This is a genomic window from Clostridium sp. YIM B02500 (assembly GCF_022324665.1).
Taxonomy (GTDB): domain Bacteria; phylum Bacillota; class Clostridia; order Clostridiales; family Clostridiaceae; genus Clostridium; species Clostridium beijerinckii.
Window position 1 is genome coordinate 109,833 of record NZ_JAKGTE010000009.1, and the last position, 18,505, is coordinate 128,337.

Sequence of the window (18,505 nt, forward strand, 5' to 3'; positions counted from 1 at the left end):
AACGTCTTTATTCATGTGGGGGTAAATGGGCGAGTAAACTTTAGGACGGGGATTAACTTACTTGTACCTTTTTTCGTGTTTTTAGAGTTGACTCCAATATTACTCAGGTTTAAACGAGCAGGTAATTTAAAATAATAAAATTAATTTATAAACACTAGAGAATTACAGCAATTATATATACAAAAAAAGACACTTTTATATGTGCCCTTTAAAGAATAACCACTTCTCCATTGCCAATGATTAAAATTCTATATGAGGGTTTTAGTGGTATTAAATTGTATTTCTCAGAGCTTGGAGATAATCGTAAAGACTGCAATGTACGTTGATTTTCGTCCAAGATAATTATGTAAACTCCATCAATAGAAGAGATATTTTGAATACTATAGGTATTATCTGGTGAAACATTAAAATTAATTAACTGATAAAGCCCCTCTTTAAAATTAGTAACAGCAAATACAGGTACTACTATAAATATATTAAATAATAGAATTATTGAGATTAATAAAGTAGTTAATTTTTTCATCATTGAACCACCTTTCAAATTATTATATAGCCAAATACTACATTATGACTTTCCTTCACTAAATAAACCGCTCTTTAGCCAACGTCAATATAACCTTCCCCATTTCCAACTATTGCAATTCTATATTCAGGTTTCAGAGGAACTAAATTATATCTTCGTGGAGTAGGATCTAGTTGTATAGATTGTATTTCGAGCTGATTCTCATCAAATATAAAAACGTGAATGCTATCTTTATTTGAAATATTTTGAATAAAATAAGTATTATCAGGTGAAAAATTTAAATTTAATACTTTATAAACTCCTTCTTTAAAGTTATTAGCAGCATATGTATCAATTGGTTTAAAGATTCCAAATAAAAGACATAATAAAATTATTACTAAAACAGAATTTTTCCTCATTATACAACCACCTTTCGAATTTATTATGCGTATGGTTATTAATAATATGCATATAACCTAAAGTAAATATTTCTATTTAAAAATCATAATAATATTGTTATAAAATAATAGAATAGGAGATTTTATATGAGAGTTGTAAAGAAGATATTAGTGATATTACAAATTATAATACTATCGATATTATGCATGTCGAATAGTTAAAATTACAATGGTAATTATTGAGTGCCACCTTCATTTACGATATGGTTATGATAATGTTCTATAGCAATATCAACTATGGTACTGACACATACATTGATATCTGGATGTATGCTTTTTAATTCATTTATTTTTCTTATAGTAGAACTTCTAAGGGTATAGCTTCTTTTAATAGTTGGAGTCTCACCATCAATGGCAGGAGTGGCACCATTAGGTAGTGGAGTTCTTCTATCATCAAACAGTTCTTTAGTAGAGCTTAAAGTATTTGTTATTTCTATGGAGTTAGTTATATTATTTTTAAAATTGCTGTTAATAGTTGAAGCTGTATTAGTTTGAGCATTGTTTTTAGGATCTTCTTGAATAGAATTATTATTAGATTTACATTCAGAATTGGTTTGAATAGTATCAAAATCATCATCAAAAGAGAAGGAAGATATGCAGTCACCAGCTATAGGAGTTTCGCTAGTAAATCCATATACTTCACCTTCATCATATTCAAAATCATTTTTAGGAACGTTTGATGTTTTTCTTCTAGCCATAAATTATATAACCTCCCTTGGTGTTTTTTAATCAGTATTTTTATGTATTCTCTTAAAGGATATATGGCTGTTTATTGGAGATTCTAAAGTTCTAAAGAATTTGAGAATATAAATTTTTTAGAATTTAAGAATTAAGGAATTTTAGAATGTAAGATTTTAAGAATATATATTTTTTAGAATTTAAGAATTTGCTTGTAAAATGCGGGTTAGGAGATTAGACATACAAATTTAATCATGATTTTAATGTTATGTTACAGTATAAAACATATATCAATAATAGCAGCTGATAAATTTTAAAGTTGTAAATAAATTATTGGAGTGTGTTGTAAAAATGATTCGAGATGAAATTAAACTTAATCCAGAAGAAGGAGAAGTTTTTGATAAAAAGCAGATTGCTTTAGCAATTAGAAATTCTACTTTTAATGATGAACTTCAATGTTCTTTGGTAGAGGATGGGATATTAGATAAATGCCAAGGATGTAGCTTGAAATATATTTGTAATGGAATAGATAAAGTTGCTGATAGTTATGTAGAGAAAACTACAGAGGTTGTTAACAATTTTAGTTTTGAATAAGAAATAAAAGAAATTAAAGATTTTAGAAGTGAATCACTTCATTTAAAAAAGAGAAAGGCTGGAGAGCTTTCATTTCAAGTAAACAGAAAAGATATTCCAGTAGTATATCCAATTAGTCCGCTTCTATTTAAAGAAGTTAAGAGTTGGAAGGATAGAGTTTTAAGCGGGGTACCTCAGTTAATAATTCCATTTACAGTGGATCAGGCATTCTGGGCACATAGATTGTTTTCAAAAGGGTATTCAGTAGGTACTTTAAAAGAAAAAAATCTAGAATCAGTTGATTTAATAAAGGCATTTAAGGACATGGAAAATAAAGAATATATAAGAAATGCTAAAGAAATCAAAAATATTATTGAGTCTGAAAAAGGATTAGAAAATGCGGTGAAATATATAGAAAAAGTGTATAAATCATTTTGAAATAGAGATAAAATCTTTAATATTAAAGATGAATAAGTAAACCTTATTCATCTTAGATTCAGATTAGAATTGAATGATAGCATAAATATAAATTGACTATATAGGAATATTAATGATAATATTTAGTAAGAAGTGTAAAGTTAGTCATAATTTAATAATAAAAAAAGATGAATAAATATAAGTGATTAAATTTGTATTTATTCAAGTTTTTTTATGATAATCAAAATATTACATAAAAATATTAAGGCGCAGATACTGTAAGATATTTTTAATCTTTGCAAAATTAATTATTATTAATTAAATGCTTAGACAAAATAACTTTTATAAAAGTGAAAGCTTTTAACAGTATGTATTGCTCTTCGGAATTATGAAAAATTTATAACACAAAAAATTTAATGATAATTAAGTTCTATTTTTGTACTCAAAAGTTCATTGTATCTTTGCATATACAAGCTTCATCTTGAAGGAATATTGTGCCACTTAAGTGGACAGATTCTTCTAAGATACAAGTAAGGGAAGTTGTATTTCTATTAGAAGAACTTCAATTGAATCTTAGAATATATTTATGCACTTAGTTACAGGTTAGGAGATAAAATGATAAATAAAAGCAAAATAAAAAGCAAAGTAAAGATTATACCTCTAGGAGGGCTAGGGGAAATAGGAAAAAATTTAACTGTCTTTGAATATGAAGATGAGATAGTAATTATAGATTGTGGAATGTCGTTTCCGGATGAAGAACTTCTTGGAATCGACCTTGTACTTCCTGATATAACGTATTTACAAAGAAATAAGGATAAGATAAAGGGATTTTTTATAACTCATGGACATGAAGATCATATAGGTGGATTACCTTATGTTTTGAAACAAATTAATGTTCCTATTTATGCTACAAAGTTAACTTTAGGGTTAATTGAAAGTAAATTAGAAGAGCATAATATTCTTAGTGATTGCACATTAAATATGGTTAAACCAGGTGATATAATAGAAACAGGCAATTTCAATATTGAATTTATTAGAACAAATCATAGTATAGCAGATAGTGTGTCAATTGCTTTGCATACACCTATAGGAATAATTGTTCATACTGGTGATTTTAAAATTGACTTTACTCCAATTGATGGAGAAATTATAGATTTGCAAAGATATGCACAGCTCGGAAAAAAAGGAGTACTGCTTTTAATGGCTGATAGTACTAATGCTACTCGTTCAGGTTATACAATGTCGGAAAAAACTGTAGGTGAAACTTTAAATAATCTATTTATTAAGGCAGATGGAAGAGTAATAGTAGCTACTTTCGCATCAAGTATTCATAGAGTGCAGCAGATTGCTAATGCTTCTATAAAAAATGGTAGGAAGATTGCATTTAGTGGAAGAAGCATGGAAAGAATATCTGAAGTTGCTATGTCACTAGGATATTTATTTATACCAGAAGAAATGATAATAGATTTAAATGACGTTAAAAAATATCCAGATAATAAAGTTACAATAATCACGACTGGAAGCCAAGGTGAGCCAATGGCAGCACTTACAAGAATAGCAGCAGGCAATCATAGGAGTATTCAACTAGAAAAGGGAGATACAGTTATCATATCATCAACACCGATACCAGGTAATAAAAAGGCTGTATCGAGTGTTGTGGATGATTTAACAGAAAAAGGTGCTAAGGTAATATACGAAGCAATAGAGGATATACATGTTTCAGGCCATGCTTGTGAGCAAGAGCTTAGATTAATTCAGGCACTATTAAAACCTAAATTTTTTGTACCTGTACATGGTGAATATAGGCATTTATTAAGTCATTCTAAGATTGCAGAAAATATGGGTATGGATAAATCGAATATTTTTATATTAGAAATAGGGGATGTATTAGAATTAGCTAGAAATAAAGCTGAAATAACTAACAAGGTACCAGCAGGTAGAGTTCTTATAGATGGCTTAGGTGTAGGTGATATAGGAAATATTGTACTTCGAGATAGAAAGAATTTAGCAAAGGATGGTATTATAACAGTAGTTATTGTTATAAATAAAGAAAGTAAAACCGTAATATCTGGTCCAGATATAATTACAAGAGGCTTTGTATATGTTAGAGATTCAGAAGAGCTAATGAGAGAGATTAGGAGAATAGTTTCTAAGAGTGTAGAAAGATGCCTGGATAATGATGTAACTGGGTGGTCAGAAATTAAGAGTGCCATAAGAAGAGAAGTAAATACTTATGTATATACAAAAATGAAAAGAAAACCTATGGTCTTGCCAGTAATTGCTGAAATATAAAGCGTTGAATCAAAATACAGATTTTTTCCACTCATAAGTCCTTTTTCCATTGCGTAAAATACTATATTATATTGCATAAATATAGAAAACTAAAGACTGCTAACACTTTATCAGCAGTCTGAAGCCTTAAAGGACTTGGACAATTAAAATATATTTATAATGGAATAGATCAAGTTGCTGATAGTTATGTAGAGAAAACTACAGAGCTTGTTAACAATTTTAGTTTTGAATAGGTAAATGAAATATTTGTATTATAATAAAGAGCAACAGCTCCAAGGATTAACCTTAGAGCTGTTACTCTTTTACCCTTAATAATACAATGAAATATTATTAAGGATTTTCATTAATATGTTTTTATTTCTTTGAATAGCAGTAGAGTAACACATATTTTTAAAATAAGCATATTCCTTTACAGTGTAATTTTTATAGAATACAAAATCTATAAGTTCAAGTTCCTCTTAATTTAAGTTCTTAAGGGCTAATTTTAAATCTTCATAGTCACACATTTCATCATAAACTAATTTTTCTTTTGCCTCTTCATCATTACCCTTGCATCTGGTAACTAAAGTTTCAATATAATTAAAATCCATATAAACCTCCATCTTCAATATAAGAGTTATGAATTAAAGTAATTATTTTACATATATTGTGTTTTGTATTAAATTTACCTCTATATATAGTATATATGGCTAGATTACATATAACTTATATAGGAGTATAAAAATAATTAGATTTATGTTGTTACTTAGGTTTTTAATATTAAAGTTCTTGGTTGTAGCATATAGCTTCTCTTTAAAGGTTATAGGCTAAAAGATAGGACTGTTCTCAAAAAATAATGAGAACAGTCCTATCATATTTATCAATTCAAATAACTATATCAATTTCACACTAAGTCCAAGAAACTCCCAATTAAAAAAGTCAATTATATATTGGAATTTAATAAACTTGTCCACTTATTTTGCTTGTTATTTCTTTCCACCATAGTTTTTATATGTTTTATATACTGCGTTTGCATATTGATCAGCTAGGATTGGTCGACCATATGAGTCTGTGCAACCTGGATACCAGTTTGGACCTCCATTATAATGCAATAAACCATTATATACACCACCAAATTGATCAACCATCTCCTTTATAATCAATCCACCTAATGCTACCTGATCTTGAAGATTTCCATGATCATAAGTTCGTCCATATGTTGATTTAAACTTTGTTGCATATGCATTTCTTGTACTTGGTTCCACTTGCATTAATCCATCACCAGATGAGGGACTGCCAGATAAGCCTGCACCAAAATTACTCTCTTTTTTTATAACTGCACATAATAATAATGCAAAATCTCCATTCTTACTAAATTTCTTATCTACATTATATGCATATTTCCATATGTTACTTGGAACTTCACTAGGCTTTGATACTGATGTCTCTGTTAGATTCGCAAGTTTTGCTGGATTTGTAGTTATTGTTGAATTTGTTGTTGCTGCCTTAGCAAGCATCGGCATTTCAGTTAATGTAAGTCCAATTACTAAAGTGAGAGCAACTAGTTTTTTTAATTTCTCGTGTTTCATAATACATCACTCCTTTAAATTTTAATGAAAATCCATAAGACACATTTACCCCATAGGGGAGAGTGCAACTCACAGGTATTTATTTCATGACTCTTTAGAGCCAAAAAATCATGTTAATACACTTACTTGGAATATAAAGATTTAATTTTGAAATTATTTTGATTAATAACCTTAAATTAAAACCTATATTATATAAATTCGAAAAGAGTAATTTTTTTCAGTGGGATAAATTTAGTTATTTTGCAATAAAATGTTTTTAGAGTCTAAATTAGTTTCGCATAATGTCTAGAATGGGTAGTTGATGTAATGGGATAAAAAGAATTAATATTAGAAGATGATTTAGGATAATGAATGGTGAACCAGTGCGGTTGAGCAAGGCTGTGTAATTTAAATGGTGGAAATCTATTCTGAAAAGATTAAGTCAAATCATTCAGTAGCGAGTCATGGAAATAAATAGGTAACTATTTATTTTAAGCGTTGACAGTTAGGTAGTAGGCTTGAATGTGAATGAGCCTCGTAATAAGTATAAATTGGGGAAGGCTGACGGTGTCGGTTCTCTGGAAAGCAATATTATAGTAGGTGATAATGACGAATCTACTATAACTTCCTCGGGGTCAAAGAGCCAAGCATGCTATACAATGATTACATAGCAACTCAGGAGACCTTATCAGCGCTCAAAAAAATGAGTATAATAAACAACCGATAAAAAGGAAGAATATTAAAAGGTTGATGGGGAGTCGGATAATCTCATAGTACCAATGATAGTGGGTAATGCCAAAGTAGGGAAGGAGATTACATATTATTGTCTTAACTAAGGAAACATTAACTGCACACAGGAGTAGATGAATTAATGGAAACAAAATTACTTAAGATAGCAGAAATTGCTAGACAAAATCCAAAAGAAAAATTTACATCATTATATCACTATATTAATAAAGAAAGCACTTTTCAAGTGGTTAAATCGCAGAAGCCAAAAGCGAAGTTTTGATTTGGAGAAGTTTAAAATGTATATGAAGTACAATCCTTTACCTAAGCCTAAAATCAATGTAAATGTATATAGATAGCAAGTTCTGTAAAATAATATGAGGAGCCGTATGCCTTAATTGGGCACGTACGGATCTGAGAGGGGGAAAGTTCGTGAGAGCTTTCTCTACTTGACTACCATATATAAAATTCAAATTCATATTATTCATATAATTAGAAGTAAAACATCTATAGAAATATAGGTGTTTTTTAATTTTAGCTAGAATAAAATTGCGAAACAGGACCTAAAAACACAAATTAAAAATATGAATCTATTAATAAAAAACTATGGCGTTAAAATGGAGTTAAAAATAGAAAAATACCAACATCCGAATCTCTTCAAACGTTGGTATTTCTAACTTGGTGACCCATAGGAGAATCGAACTCCTGATTTCACCGTGAGAGGGTGGCGTCTTAACCGCTTGACCAATGGGCCTCACAACAAATATTATTCTACACTCATTTATCTATTATGTCAACAACTTTTTTGAATATATCCGTAAAAAAGGAAAGAGTTAGAGAAGAGTGCTTTAAATGTAAAAATGATTTGTTACATTTTATACAAATCATAATTTTCTAAATATTTAAAAAACATACTTGTTTTTCGCTGAAAATCTGTTAAACTATTATATAGTTAGTAATTTAAATAGAGGTGTATATTGTAAAATATACTCATCGCTCCTCTTGTATGATTTTTTGATCATACGGAATTACGACTCCTTTTTAATATTTTGTGGGATATCCATTGAGATTTTATTGTTTATGAACAGTTTAATTTTGATGGGTATTATTTTTTATGGTAAATTACTATATTTTATAATAAATCCACATTTAGATCTCCAGTAGCCCAAATGCTTAATTAATATTAGAATGTAGAAAATTAATTGAAAGTTATGTTAACTAATAATTTTAAAAGCAAAAAGAGGATTGTCAAAATAAAATTTGATAATCCTCTTTTTAATTTATACTACAAGTTTAAGTTATATTCCTTGAAACTATTATTTTGAAATCCACTCTAATACAGCAGGATTTGCGCATGCTGAAGTTTCACCATCAATCTTTGTAACAAAAATAATATCTCCTCCATTAGCGACAGAGCTTACTTCATCAAATATTTCTTTTGCAGATAATGTATCTGTTTTTACAAAGAATCCTTCAGGCATAAATTGAGCCCATGAGCCTAAAGATTTAATTTTTCCTGGTATATTAGTACCACTGTGTACATGTTCATGAGAATGATCTTCTCCGCATCCATAGCCATCACCATGTTCATGAGAATGATCTTCTCCACATCCACAATCATCACCGTGTTCGTGATGATGGCCTTGAGTATCGCTTAAAAAATATGTAATCATATATGCTGACATTATTATATCAATCCCTTCTAGCTTTTTTTTATTTATATTAGGTTAACAAGTTATATTTAAATTATACAGTAATATTGATGGTTGTAAATTATTTCTTTGAAAATGTTAAATGTGGTTAGTATTTCAGTAAGTGGAATAGTTAACTTTTATTTAAATATAATTATTAGTGGGGTACTTGCAAAAAACAGATATTAAATCTATTTTATGGCAATTAGAGAAGTGAAAATTTGATGAGAATTTTATTAATGTAGAAACAAAACTTGACATAACGCATATAACGTAATAAAGCAGAATATTATATCATATTTAAAATTATTTTAAGTTAGAGAAATTTTTTAGTTAAAGGAGGGACAAGTATATGGATTTTGCACAGTATATAACACAAAATGCTCTGATTTTGATTCCTGCTCTATATATTGTTGGTATGGTAATAAAAAATACAGAAAAAATTAACGATAAATATATTCCGATGATATTATTATTTCTAGGAATATTAGGGGCTGTTGGAATCATGGGCCCTAGCGTAGAATCAGTAATTCAAGGCATACTGGTAACGGGAGCTACAGTCTATACTAATCAACTAATAAAACAAAGCTGTAAGAAAGAATGAGGATTTTAATTTACCAGTAAAGATTTAATGACTACAATTTTATGGTTACCTTATTATATTAAAATTATTTTGAGGTTTATTGCTGACAAGCAGATACTGTCAACAATAAACCTCATTTTTAGTTGAATAAAATACAATAGTCCTATATAATTTAAAATACAATAAGAAATGATTTTTAGGTTCATATAAGGTTAAGTGTATATGATTAAAAGGGAAAGTGGTTAAAATCCACTACAGCCCCCGCTACTGTGATGGAAGACTAATCTCTAAAGTATATATAAAAGTGCTCATTAATTAAAAATTAGCTGCTTTTAAATAGTATACTAAAAAATCCACTGAGAAATTTTCTTGGGAAGGAAGAGAATTAGGATGAGGCCAAAGTCAGGAGACCTGCCTAGGAGTTTATAAAAATGCTATTCTTCGGAGGGAAGAAAACTTGCAAATAGCGGGATGTAGTAGAGTAGATTCTACATTCTTAATTTGTTATGTATTTCCTCCTTATCTAACGATAAAGGGGATTTTTATATATTCCAAATTATAAATCTTATGAAATATTTATAAATTTATTAAATTAAGGTCTTTTTTAAGACAATTTTAGGAGGAAAATACATGAGAAAAGCTATTTTAGTAGTTAGTTTCGGAACAAGCCATTTAGAGGCGCTTAAGAATTCAATTGAAAAGATTGAAAATAAAATCAAAGAGGAATTCAAAGATTATGAAGTTTTTAGAGCTTTTACAGCTCATTTTATAATAAAGAAATTAAAGGCAAATGAAAATTTGGATATATTAACGCCAGAAGAAGCCCTAGAAGATTTGAAATCTAGAGGATTTGAAGAAGTTATAGTGCAGCCGCTTCATATAATTCCAGGAGAAGAATTTGATTACATCAAAGGTGTTGTGGAGCAAAGGAAAAATGATTTTAAAGATCTTAAGCTTGGAAGACCAATATTTTTTTATCAAGGAATGAATGGATTACCAGAAGATTATTCTTTATTTATTGAAAGTATTAAAGATGTTTTCAAAGGTGAAGAAAGTGTAATATTATTTGGTCATGGTACAGAACATCCATCTAATGCAGTCTATGGAATGCTGCAAACTGTTTTGGTAGATGAAGATTATGAGAATGTTTTTGTGGCAACAGTAGAAGGGTATCCAACAGTTGAAAATGTAGTAAAGAAGTTAAAGAAAAAAGGAATAAATAAGGCAAAACTTGTTCCTTTATTACTTGTGGCTGGTGATCATGTAAAGAATGATATGGCATCAGATGAAGATCATTCTTTAAAGACTAGGCTTCAAAAAGAAGGAATTGAAGTGGAGTTACATATGCACGGACTTGGAGAGCTTGATAAATTTGATGGACTCTATATAAATAGAATTTATGACTCAATTGAGAATAAATATATAAACGCTGGAAGGACTAAAAAACTTAGATAGTTCAATTTTTATAGTTGCAAAATTCTTTGCAGGTATTTAGGCAGAGTTAAAAAGTCTTGTTAGTACAGAAAGGAAAATAATATGAGGTCTATAATTATATCTTCGAATTGCAGCGGAGGAGGAAAAACTACTTTTACTCTTGGGCTTATGAAAGTACTTAAAAGTAGAAATTTTCATGTACAAGGTTATAAGGTAGGACCGGATTATATAGATACAGCATTTCATAAAGCAGTCACAGGGATAGCTTCAAGAAATCTTGATACTTTCTTAATGGGCGAAGAAGGTGTGAAAAAAAGTTTTCAAAAAGGTTCTGGAAATATTGGTATAATAGAAGGTGTTATGGGATTATATGACGGAATTGGAGCAAGTGAAAAAGGTTCCACTTATCATGTCTCAAAACTTTTAGGAAATATGCCGATAGTGCTAGTATTGTCTCCTAAGGGGCAAAGTGCAAGCATATGTGCTGAAATTAGCGGTTTTAAAAATTATAAGGATGCTAATATTGTTGGAGTCGTATTAAATTCTGTAAGTGAAAAGTATTATAATTTATTAAAGTATGCAATAGAAAAAAATTGTAATATAAAAGTTTTTGGATATATTCCTAAAACGCCAGAAATAGCAGTAAGCAGCAGGCATTTAGGGCTTGTTCAGAGTATGGAAATCCTTAATCTTGAAGAAAAATTAGATATATGTGCAAATTTAATGGAAAAATATGTAGATATAGATGGAATTATAAATGCAACTCAGGAGTATAAAATAAGTACAGATGGTGATCTTAATAATTCTTTTAAAGCAGATGATAAACAAAAAAGTTTTGAAAGTTTAAAAGAAGAATCTAAAAATAGAAATTTAAAAATAGGAGTGGCTTTAGATAAGGCGTTCAGTTTCTATTATAAAGATAATTTGGAAGCTTTAGAAAACTTGGGCGAGGTTGTTTATTTTAGTCCAATCAATGATAAAGAATTGCCACAAAACTTAGATTTTTTATATATAGGTGGAGGATATCCAGAAGTATTTAAAAAGGAATTAGAAAACAATTATTCTATGCGAAAAAGCATTAAAGAAGCTTTAGATAGCGGCTTGAGATGTTATGCAGAATGCGGTGGACTTATGTATCTTACAGAATCAATAGATGGATCAGAAATGGTTGGTTTTTTCCATGGCAATAGCACAATGACTAATAAGCTTCAGAATTTTGGTTACTGTAAGGTTAAAATAGATAACAAGTGTTTTAATAATAAGGGCTTAGAAGATAATGAATTTGAAGTTAATGCCCATGAGTTTCATAAGTCAAAGGTAGATTTGGATGAGGATAATGTATATGAAGTAGAAAAAACTTTATATAATGGGGAAGTATTAAAGTGGAAATGCGGATACTTTAAAAATAATACATTAGGAGGATATGCCCATATAAACTTTCTTGGAAATGAAGAATTATTAAAAGCGTTGGTTAACTATTAATCAATTTATTAAACTTGGAAAGAGGTGAGCTTGGTGAGGTGTTTGTTAAACCCCTCGCTAAAAATATATGGAATATTTAAAAAATCCTATGGGAATTGAAGAAAAAAGTTTTGAGATTATTGGTAATGAAATGGGGTCGCACTCATTTAGTGAAGAAGAACTGCTTATAGTTAAAAGAACTATTCACACTACTGCAGACTTTGAATATAAAGATTTGGTAGAAATAAGTGAAACAGCAATTGAAACTGCAAAAGGTATTTTTAAACAAGGTGCAAAAATCTATACGGATACTAATATGGCTTTAAACGGAATTAATAAAATGGCGTTAGCTAAAACTAATAGTGAAGTTATCTGTTATGTGAATGAAGAAGTAGTTCATAAAGAAGCAAAGGAAAAAAATATTACTAGAAGCATGGCTGCAGTGGAAAAAGCTTGTATGGATAATGTAGATATATTCGTTTTTGGTAATGCACCAACAGCTCTTTTTAGGCTTAAAGAGTTAATAAAAGAAGGAAAGGCAAAACCAAAGCTTATAATAGCGGCGCCAGTAGGGTTTGTTGGAGCTGCAGAAAGTAAGGAAAATATGAATGAACTTAATATACCTTACATAAGAATTAAAGGAAGAAAAGGTGGAAGTACTGTTGCAGCAGCAATAGTTAATGCCCTTATGTACATGGTGGTTTCAAGATAATTAAATTTATTAGATTAAAGATAGTTAAAAAGTTAATGATGTCAGGAGGTGATTTTTATGTTTGAAATGTACGTTGATGTAGATGGAAAAAGGTTAAGATGTGGATATACAACGGGTTCTTGTAGTGCTGGGGCAGCAAAAGCAGCAACAATTATCTTATTTAATAAAGAGAAAAATCTTAATGAAATAGAGATTGCAACTCCTAAAGGAATTGATGTAACAATGCCTATAGAATTAATAGAAAAATTTGATGATTATGTTGAGTGTACTATTTTAAAAGATGGTGGAGATGATCCTGATAACACTCATGGAATAGAAATAAAGGCCATGGTTAAAAAGATCAAACCAATAAATAATAAGATATTTCAAAATGAAGACTTGCAAAAGTATGATAGTGCTTTAGTTGAAGATAGCAGAGCAGAAAAAGAAGATGAGTTAGAAAGAGTAGTGCTTAAAGGCGGAGCTGGAGTTGGAATTGTTACTAAGGATGGGCTTTTTATTCCTAAAGGACAAGCGGCTATTAATCCGGTTCCTAGAAAGATGATAAAAGAAGAAGTATTAAAAGTGTTACCTCCAGGAGAAAGAGTTGAAGTAATAATTTCAGTGCCGCAAGGAGAAAAAGTAGCAAAAAAGACTTTTAATCCTAGACTTGGGATTGAAGGTGGGATTTCTATTCTTGGGACAACAGGAATTGTATATCCTATGTCAGAAGATGCACTTAAAGCCTCCATAAAGATAGAAATTACCCAAAAAGCAATAAATAATGAAAGATTAGTTTTAACTTTCGGAAATTTAGGCGATAATTATTGTAAGGAACTTGGGTTTAAAGAGGAAGAAGTGGTAACATGTTCAAATTTTATAGGATTTGCATTAGAGACTTGTGTTTCGTGTAAAGTTAAGTCTATTATAATAGTTGGACATATAGGAAAGATGAGTAAAATAGCTTATGGATGTTTCAATACTCATAGTAAGGTCAATGGAGTGAGGCTTGAAGTTATTGCATTAGAACTTGCGCTTCTTGGATATGATATGTCACTTGTAAAAAGAGTGCTTGAGGAAAAGACATGCGAAGGTGCAGTTAAAATGCTTGGAGATGGATATGAGAAACTTTATGAGAACATTGGAAATAAAATAGTTCAAAAAATCAAAGAGCATGTTTATGGAGAGCTAGAAGTTGACGCTGTAATGTATTATGGCGCATCAAATCCGATTTTATTATGGAAGTCCATTAAGGATAATTAATAATAAAGTTCAATATAAATTTTAGGATAATTCATTAGATTATGGATTGTGTAAAATATTTTAGGGATTAATATTAAAAAGTTAATTAAGCTTTCATAGGGGGACACAAAAATGATTTATATTGTAGGGCTTGGTCCTGGACACAGGGATTATATTATGCCTAAGGCCTTGGAAATATTAAAAAAATCTAATATAATAATAGGTTTTAAAAGAGCATTGGATTCCTTAGAGTTTATAGATAATAAAAAAATATATATAAATAAGCTAATTGATATTAACGAATATATATGTGATGAGAAAAATAGAAGTATGATTATTTCGATTGTTGCATCTGGTGATCCAACTTTTTATGGGATAACAAATTATATAAAAAGTAAAGCAACTTTAGAATTTCAAGTGATACCAGGCATAAGTTCTTTTCAATATCTGATATGTAAATTAAATATGTCATGGAATAATGCGTACCTAGGAAGTTTACATGGAAGGAAAGAAGACTTTTTGAATGTGGTTAATAATCACGACTTAAGCATTTGGCTTACAGATAAAGAGAATAATCCTGCTATTTTATGTGAAATTTTGCATAAAGAAAAAGTTAGATGTAAAGTTGTAATAGGAGAAAATTTATCCTATGAAGATGAGATTATAACTAATGGTACTCCAGAGGAATTTATGAATAAAAAATATGATTCACTGATTGTGTTTATAGTAGATAGAACAAGTCGATAGAATTTATAATGATTTTTGTGTGACGTTGACGTTTGATTAATACCTGAAATAGAGGAGGAAATTTTCATGGTTTTTATAAAAGATGAAGAGTTTATTAGAGGAAACTGCCCAATGACAAAGGAAGATATAAGAATACTTTCAATTGCGAAAATGAACTTAACAGATAATTCTTTAGTACTAGATGTTGGAAGTGGTACAGGGAGTATTACAGTTCAGGCTGCTAAAATTGCAAAAAACGGTAAAGTGCTTGCAATAGAAAAAAATTATGAAGCATATGAAATTACAGAAACTAATGTGGAAAAGTTTGAATGTGATAACGTAAAGATTTTAAATAAAGAAGCAAGTAGAGTGCTGGATACTTTGATTTTTCAAGGTTTAAAATTTGATTCCATATTCATTGGAGGAAGCAGCGGGCATTTAGAGGAGATATTACTTAAGGTAAATGCAATCGTAGTAAAAAAAGGCACGATAGTTATGAATTTTATTACCTTAGACAATGCATACAGAGCAATTGAGGTCATGAAGAAACTAGATTATAAAATTGAAATTTCATTAGTTAATATAAGTAAAAACCGTGAAGATACTTTAATGATGATAGCTAATAATCCAATATATATAATTCAATGTATAAGGAATTAAGTATAATTTAATAAAGATTTTTAAGATAAAATAATACATAGTTGTTATAAATAAAAGTGTATAAATAAATAAAGATAATATGATATCGGTAACTAGAATTAAAATAATAATATATACATATGTAGTTACTTAGGAAGAGAGGAATTATAAAATGGCAACATTATACGGAATAGGTGTAGGACCTGGAGATACTGAACTTTTAACTGTAAAGGCAGTAAGAACAATAGAAAGGTGTCAAGTTGTAGTTGCACCATCTGCTACTGAAGGTGGGGAAAGCATTGCGCTTGAAACAGCTAGAGAATATATAAAACCAGGTACCGAAGTTATTGTAAAGCATTTTCCAATGGGGAAGAAAGATAGAGTAATAAAAGCATTGGAGGCTTATGAATTTATAGAAGCAAGGCTTAAAGAAGGAAAGGATGTTGCATTTTTAACTATTGGAGATCCGTATATTTACAGTACATATAGTCATATGTTAAAGCATGTTAGAGATTGTGGATTTGATGTTCAAACAATTCCTGGAATAACATCTTTTTGCGCGGCTGGGAGCTTAGTTAATAGGACTTTAGTTGTAGGTGATGAGAAGCTAGTGATTATGCCGGCTACTAAAGTGAAAGAAATAACAGATGAAAAGTTTGTTGTAATAATGAAAGTATACAAGCATGAAGAAGAAGTTATAAATACATTAGAGGAAAAAGGCTTTGATTATGTTTATGCAAGTCGAGTTGGTAGAGAGGGCGAGACTGTTTTAACTGAAAGAGAAGAAATACTAAAACTTAGAGATTATATGTCTTTAATAATAGCAAACAGGGAATAAATATAATAAAATATTAGTTAAAGTAATATTAAAAAAGGAGTGTTTTAAGCATGATTTATTTTATAGGGGCAGGTCCTGGAGCAGCTGATTTAATAACAGTTAGAGGTCGTGATTTATTAGAAAGAGCAGATGTAGTAATATATGCTGGTTCTTTAGTTTCAAAAGAACATTTAGAATATTGCAGACTAGACGTTCAAATCTATAATTCTGCTAATATGACGTTAGAAGATGTAATGGAAATAATGACAATGGAAGAACAAATGGGAAAACTGGTTGTAAGGCTACATACAGGTGATCCATCAATTTATGGAGCTATAAGAGAGCAAATGGTTGAACTTGACAGGGTTAGTGTACCTTATGAAGTTGTTCCAGGTGTAAGTTCATTTACAGGTGCAGCAGCTGCTATAAATAGAGAATTTACTTTACCAGGAGTATCACAAACTGTCATTTTAACTAGGATTGAGGGAAGAACTCCTGTTCCAGCAAATGAGGATCTTGAAACATTGGCATCTATTGGAGCATCAATGGCTATATTTTTATCTATTTCAATGATAGACAAAGTTGTTGAGAAACTTAGAAAAGGGTATAAAAAGAATGTTTCAATAGCTGTAGTTGAAAGAGCTACATGGCCTGATCAAAGAGTAATTATGGGAACTCTTGATGATATAGCAGAAAAAGTTAAGGAAAATAACATTACTAAATGTGCTCAAATATTAGTTGGAGATTTTATTGATAGCGATTTTGAAAAAAGCTTGTTATATGATAAGAGCTTTTCGCATATGTTCAGAGACGCTGAGGATACAAGTAATGAATCGAAATAATGAAGAACTGTCTAAAAAGTCCGAAAGTGAGGCGATAAATTCACTTAGTAAAAATATAAGTATAATTTGTCCATCACCTAAAGGAAAAGAGATAGCATTGAAGCTTAAAGAAAGCTTTAATGGAAGATTATATATAAAAGAAAATGATCCATCACAAGATCAGATTAATAATGGGAAATCAGAAATAAACACTTTCGTATATGGTAAGGATTTTAATTTAAAGACTATTACAAAAGAAGCTATGAATAATTCAGAAGGGATTATATTTGTATCTTCAACAGGAATTGCAGTAAGAGCAATAGCTCCATTTCTTGAAGGCAAGGATAAGGATCCGGGAATTGTAGTAGTTGATCTATCATGTAAATATGCAATAAATATATTAAGTGGACATTTAGGTGGAGGCAATGAGCTTACTTATAAGGTATCAGAAATATTAAATTCTATGCCTATTATAACCACTGCAAGTGATAATTTAGGGCTGATTGCCCCAGATATTCTAGCCAAAGAAAATAATTTGATTATTGAAGATTTAAAAAAGGCTAAATATATGGCGGCGCTTCTAATTGATAAAAAAATAATTGGAATTAAAGATGAGTATAATATAATTAAAATCAGCAATGGATACGAAAAGATACAGTGCTTAAGAGAGGATTGTATTTGGATAACTCATTGTTTAAAAAGTAGCAACGATGAAGAAATCGAAAAAACTGATTATTCTAAGATACTTAGACTTATAAAAAAAGATATAGTTTTAGGTATCGGGTGTAGGAAAGGCACAACTTATGAAAAATTATATGACTTTGTAAATGCGAATTTAATAAAATATAATTTGGATATAAGAGCAGTGTCAAGAATTGTTTCTGTAGATATTAAAGCTAATGAAGAAGGTATTATAAAATTAGCGGAAAAAATTAATTGTCCATTCAAAACTTTTAGCAAAGATGAAATAAAAACCGTTCAAGATAAATATGATAAAAGTGAATTTGTATTTAAAACACTTGGAATAACTGGGGTCTGTGAGCCTTCCGTTGATCTTGCAGGTGCAGAGGTTATTATAAGCAAAATAAAGCATGAAGGTATGACATTAGCTATAGGGGTACTTAAAAACATGCTGGAATAAGTTCTAAAATCAATCCTTTATGTTCATGCATTGGGAAAGTATGCTATAATATATCTGATAAAGCAT

Annotated in this window: 20 protein-coding genes, 1 tRNA gene, 1 pseudogene and 1 riboswitch; of the genes and pseudogenes, 15 read left to right on the forward strand and 7 right to left on the reverse strand. The window is 29.7% G+C overall.

Annotated features, from left to right (window positions below; genetic code table 11):
• Nucleotides 1–208: 208 nt before the first annotated feature.
• From L1S46_RS09845 to L1S46_RS09855, 3 genes are all read right to left on the reverse strand, one after another.
• Entirely contained in the window at nucleotides 209–526 is a 318-nt protein-coding gene (locus L1S46_RS09845) for a hypothetical protein (RefSeq protein ID WP_031275893.1), read from the reverse strand.
• A 71-nt stretch (nucleotides 527–597) separates the two neighbouring features.
• Nucleotides 598–921 carry a hypothetical protein gene (locus L1S46_RS09850; RefSeq protein WP_023975118.1) on the reverse strand — a complete coding sequence of 108 codons (324 nt, stop codon included), beginning with the start codon at nucleotides 919–921 and terminating at the stop codon, nucleotides 598–600.
• Nucleotides 922–1,136: 215 nt separating this feature from the next.
• Nucleotides 1,137–1,658 carry a hypothetical protein gene (locus tag L1S46_RS09855; RefSeq protein WP_023975117.1) on the reverse strand — a complete coding sequence of 174 codons (522 nt, stop codon included), beginning with the start codon at nucleotides 1,656–1,658 and terminating at the stop codon, nucleotides 1,137–1,139.
• 331 nt (nucleotides 1,659–1,989) lie between these two features.
• Here L1S46_RS09855 and L1S46_RS09860 point away from each other — a divergent pair, with 331 nt between their 5' ends.
• The 3 genes from L1S46_RS09860 to L1S46_RS09870 all read left to right on the forward strand — a co-directional run bounded on the left by L1S46_RS09860 (nucleotide 1,990) and on the right by L1S46_RS09870 (nucleotide 4,920).
• Nucleotides 1,990–2,232, forward strand: a complete 243-nt coding sequence (locus L1S46_RS09860; protein WP_238899859.1) for a hypothetical protein — start codon at nucleotides 1,990–1,992, stop codon at nucleotides 2,230–2,232.
• Between the two features lie 195 nt (nucleotides 2,233–2,427).
• The gene (locus L1S46_RS09865) at nucleotides 2,428–2,649 is read left to right on the forward strand and encodes a hypothetical protein (protein ID WP_023975116.1); all 222 of its coding nucleotides are present in this window, start codon (nucleotides 2,428–2,430) and stop codon (nucleotides 2,647–2,649) included.
• A gap of 594 nt (nucleotides 2,650–3,243) precedes the next feature.
• Nucleotides 3,244–4,920, forward strand: coding sequence for a ribonuclease J (locus tag L1S46_RS09870; RefSeq protein WP_023975115.1), 1,677 nt, complete (start codon nucleotides 3,244–3,246; stop codon nucleotides 4,918–4,920).
• Between the two features lie 308 nt (nucleotides 4,921–5,228).
• On the opposite strand, the pseudogene L1S46_RS09875 reads toward L1S46_RS09870, so the two are convergent.
• Together L1S46_RS09875 and L1S46_RS09880 are read right to left on the reverse strand one after the other, a co-directional pair.
• Nucleotides 5,229–5,510: pseudogene (locus tag L1S46_RS09875) on the reverse strand (hypothetical protein).
• Nucleotides 5,511–5,885: 375 nt separating this feature from the next.
• Nucleotides 5,886–6,488: a transglycosylase SLT domain-containing protein gene (locus L1S46_RS09880; protein WP_238899860.1), complete on the reverse strand. Its 603-nt coding sequence runs from the start codon at nucleotides 6,486–6,488 to the stop codon at nucleotides 5,886–5,888.
• A gap of 503 nt (nucleotides 6,489–6,991) precedes the next feature.
• Between L1S46_RS09880 and L1S46_RS09885 the strand changes: the two genes are divergently transcribed.
• Nucleotides 6,992–7,138 (forward strand): hypothetical protein, encoded by a 147-nt coding sequence (locus tag L1S46_RS09885; RefSeq protein ID WP_155268553.1) that lies wholly within the window; start codon nucleotides 6,992–6,994, stop codon nucleotides 7,136–7,138.
• Between the two features lie 200 nt (nucleotides 7,139–7,338).
• Nucleotides 7,339–7,476, forward strand: a complete 138-nt coding sequence (locus tag L1S46_RS09890; RefSeq protein WP_173706884.1) for a hypothetical protein — start codon at nucleotides 7,339–7,341, stop codon at nucleotides 7,474–7,476.
• A gap of 396 nt (nucleotides 7,477–7,872) precedes the next feature.
• Here the strand turns inward: L1S46_RS09890 and L1S46_RS09895 are convergent.
• Both L1S46_RS09895 and L1S46_RS09900 read right to left on the reverse strand, forming a co-directional pair.
• Nucleotides 7,873–7,947 (reverse strand) — tRNA-Glu (locus tag L1S46_RS09895).
• Nucleotides 7,948–8,509: 562 nt separating this feature from the next.
• Nucleotides 8,510–8,878, reverse strand: coding sequence for a hypothetical protein (locus tag L1S46_RS09900; protein WP_238899861.1), 369 nt, complete (start codon nucleotides 8,876–8,878; stop codon nucleotides 8,510–8,512).
• A 358-nt stretch (nucleotides 8,879–9,236) separates the two neighbouring features.
• Here L1S46_RS09900 and L1S46_RS09905 point away from each other — a divergent pair, with 358 nt between their 5' ends.
• The 10 genes from L1S46_RS09905 to cbiG all read left to right on the forward strand — a co-directional run bounded on the left by L1S46_RS09905 (nucleotide 9,237) and on the right by cbiG (nucleotide 18,439).
• Nucleotides 9,237–9,488 (forward strand): phage holin family protein, encoded by a 252-nt coding sequence (locus L1S46_RS09905; protein ID WP_012058524.1) that lies wholly within the window; start codon nucleotides 9,237–9,239, stop codon nucleotides 9,486–9,488.
• A 160-nt stretch (nucleotides 9,489–9,648) separates the two neighbouring features.
• A riboswitch (cobalamin riboswitch) is annotated at nucleotides 9,649–9,901 on the forward strand.
• Nucleotides 9,902–10,097: 196 nt separating this feature from the next.
• Nucleotides 10,098–10,922 (forward strand): sirohydrochlorin cobaltochelatase, encoded by an 825-nt coding sequence (locus tag L1S46_RS09910; protein WP_238899862.1) that lies wholly within the window; start codon nucleotides 10,098–10,100, stop codon nucleotides 10,920–10,922.
• A gap of 81 nt (nucleotides 10,923–11,003) precedes the next feature.
• Nucleotides 11,004–12,383: a cobyrinate a,c-diamide synthase gene (locus L1S46_RS09915; protein WP_238899863.1), complete on the forward strand. Its 1,380-nt coding sequence runs from the start codon at nucleotides 11,004–11,006 to the stop codon at nucleotides 12,381–12,383.
• Between the two features lie 67 nt (nucleotides 12,384–12,450).
• A complete protein-coding gene (locus tag L1S46_RS09920) occupies nucleotides 12,451–13,074 on the forward strand; it encodes a precorrin-8X methylmutase (RefSeq protein ID WP_238899864.1) in 624 nt (207 codons plus the stop codon).
• Nucleotides 13,075–13,131: 57 nt separating this feature from the next.
• Nucleotides 13,132–14,316: a cobalt-precorrin-5B (C(1))-methyltransferase CbiD gene (cbiD, locus tag L1S46_RS09925; RefSeq protein ID WP_238899865.1), complete on the forward strand. Its 1,185-nt coding sequence runs from the start codon at nucleotides 13,132–13,134 to the stop codon at nucleotides 14,314–14,316.
• Between the two features lie 111 nt (nucleotides 14,317–14,427).
• On the forward strand, nucleotides 14,428–15,042 hold the full coding sequence (cbiE, locus tag L1S46_RS09930; RefSeq protein WP_238899866.1) for a precorrin-6y C5,15-methyltransferase (decarboxylating) subunit CbiE: 615 nt from the start codon (nucleotides 14,428–14,430) through the stop codon (nucleotides 15,040–15,042).
• Nucleotides 15,043–15,108: 66 nt separating this feature from the next.
• Nucleotides 15,109–15,681 (forward strand): precorrin-6Y C5,15-methyltransferase (decarboxylating) subunit CbiT, encoded by a 573-nt coding sequence (cbiT, locus tag L1S46_RS09935; protein WP_012058530.1) that lies wholly within the window; start codon nucleotides 15,109–15,111, stop codon nucleotides 15,679–15,681.
• Between the two features lie 151 nt (nucleotides 15,682–15,832).
• Entirely contained in the window at nucleotides 15,833–16,498 is a 666-nt protein-coding gene (locus L1S46_RS09940) for a cobalt-factor II C(20)-methyltransferase (protein ID WP_238899867.1), read from the forward strand.
• A gap of 50 nt (nucleotides 16,499–16,548) precedes the next feature.
• Nucleotides 16,549–17,319 carry a precorrin-4 C(11)-methyltransferase gene (gene cobM / locus L1S46_RS09945; protein WP_238899868.1) on the forward strand — a complete coding sequence of 257 codons (771 nt, stop codon included), beginning with the start codon at nucleotides 16,549–16,551 and terminating at the stop codon, nucleotides 17,317–17,319.
• Entirely contained in the window at nucleotides 17,306–18,439 is a 1,134-nt protein-coding gene (gene cbiG / locus L1S46_RS09950) for a cobalt-precorrin 5A hydrolase (RefSeq protein ID WP_238899869.1), read from the forward strand. The genes cobM and cbiG overlap by 14 nt, the downstream gene beginning before the upstream one ends.
• The last annotated feature ends 66 nt before the right edge of the window (nucleotides 18,440–18,505 follow it).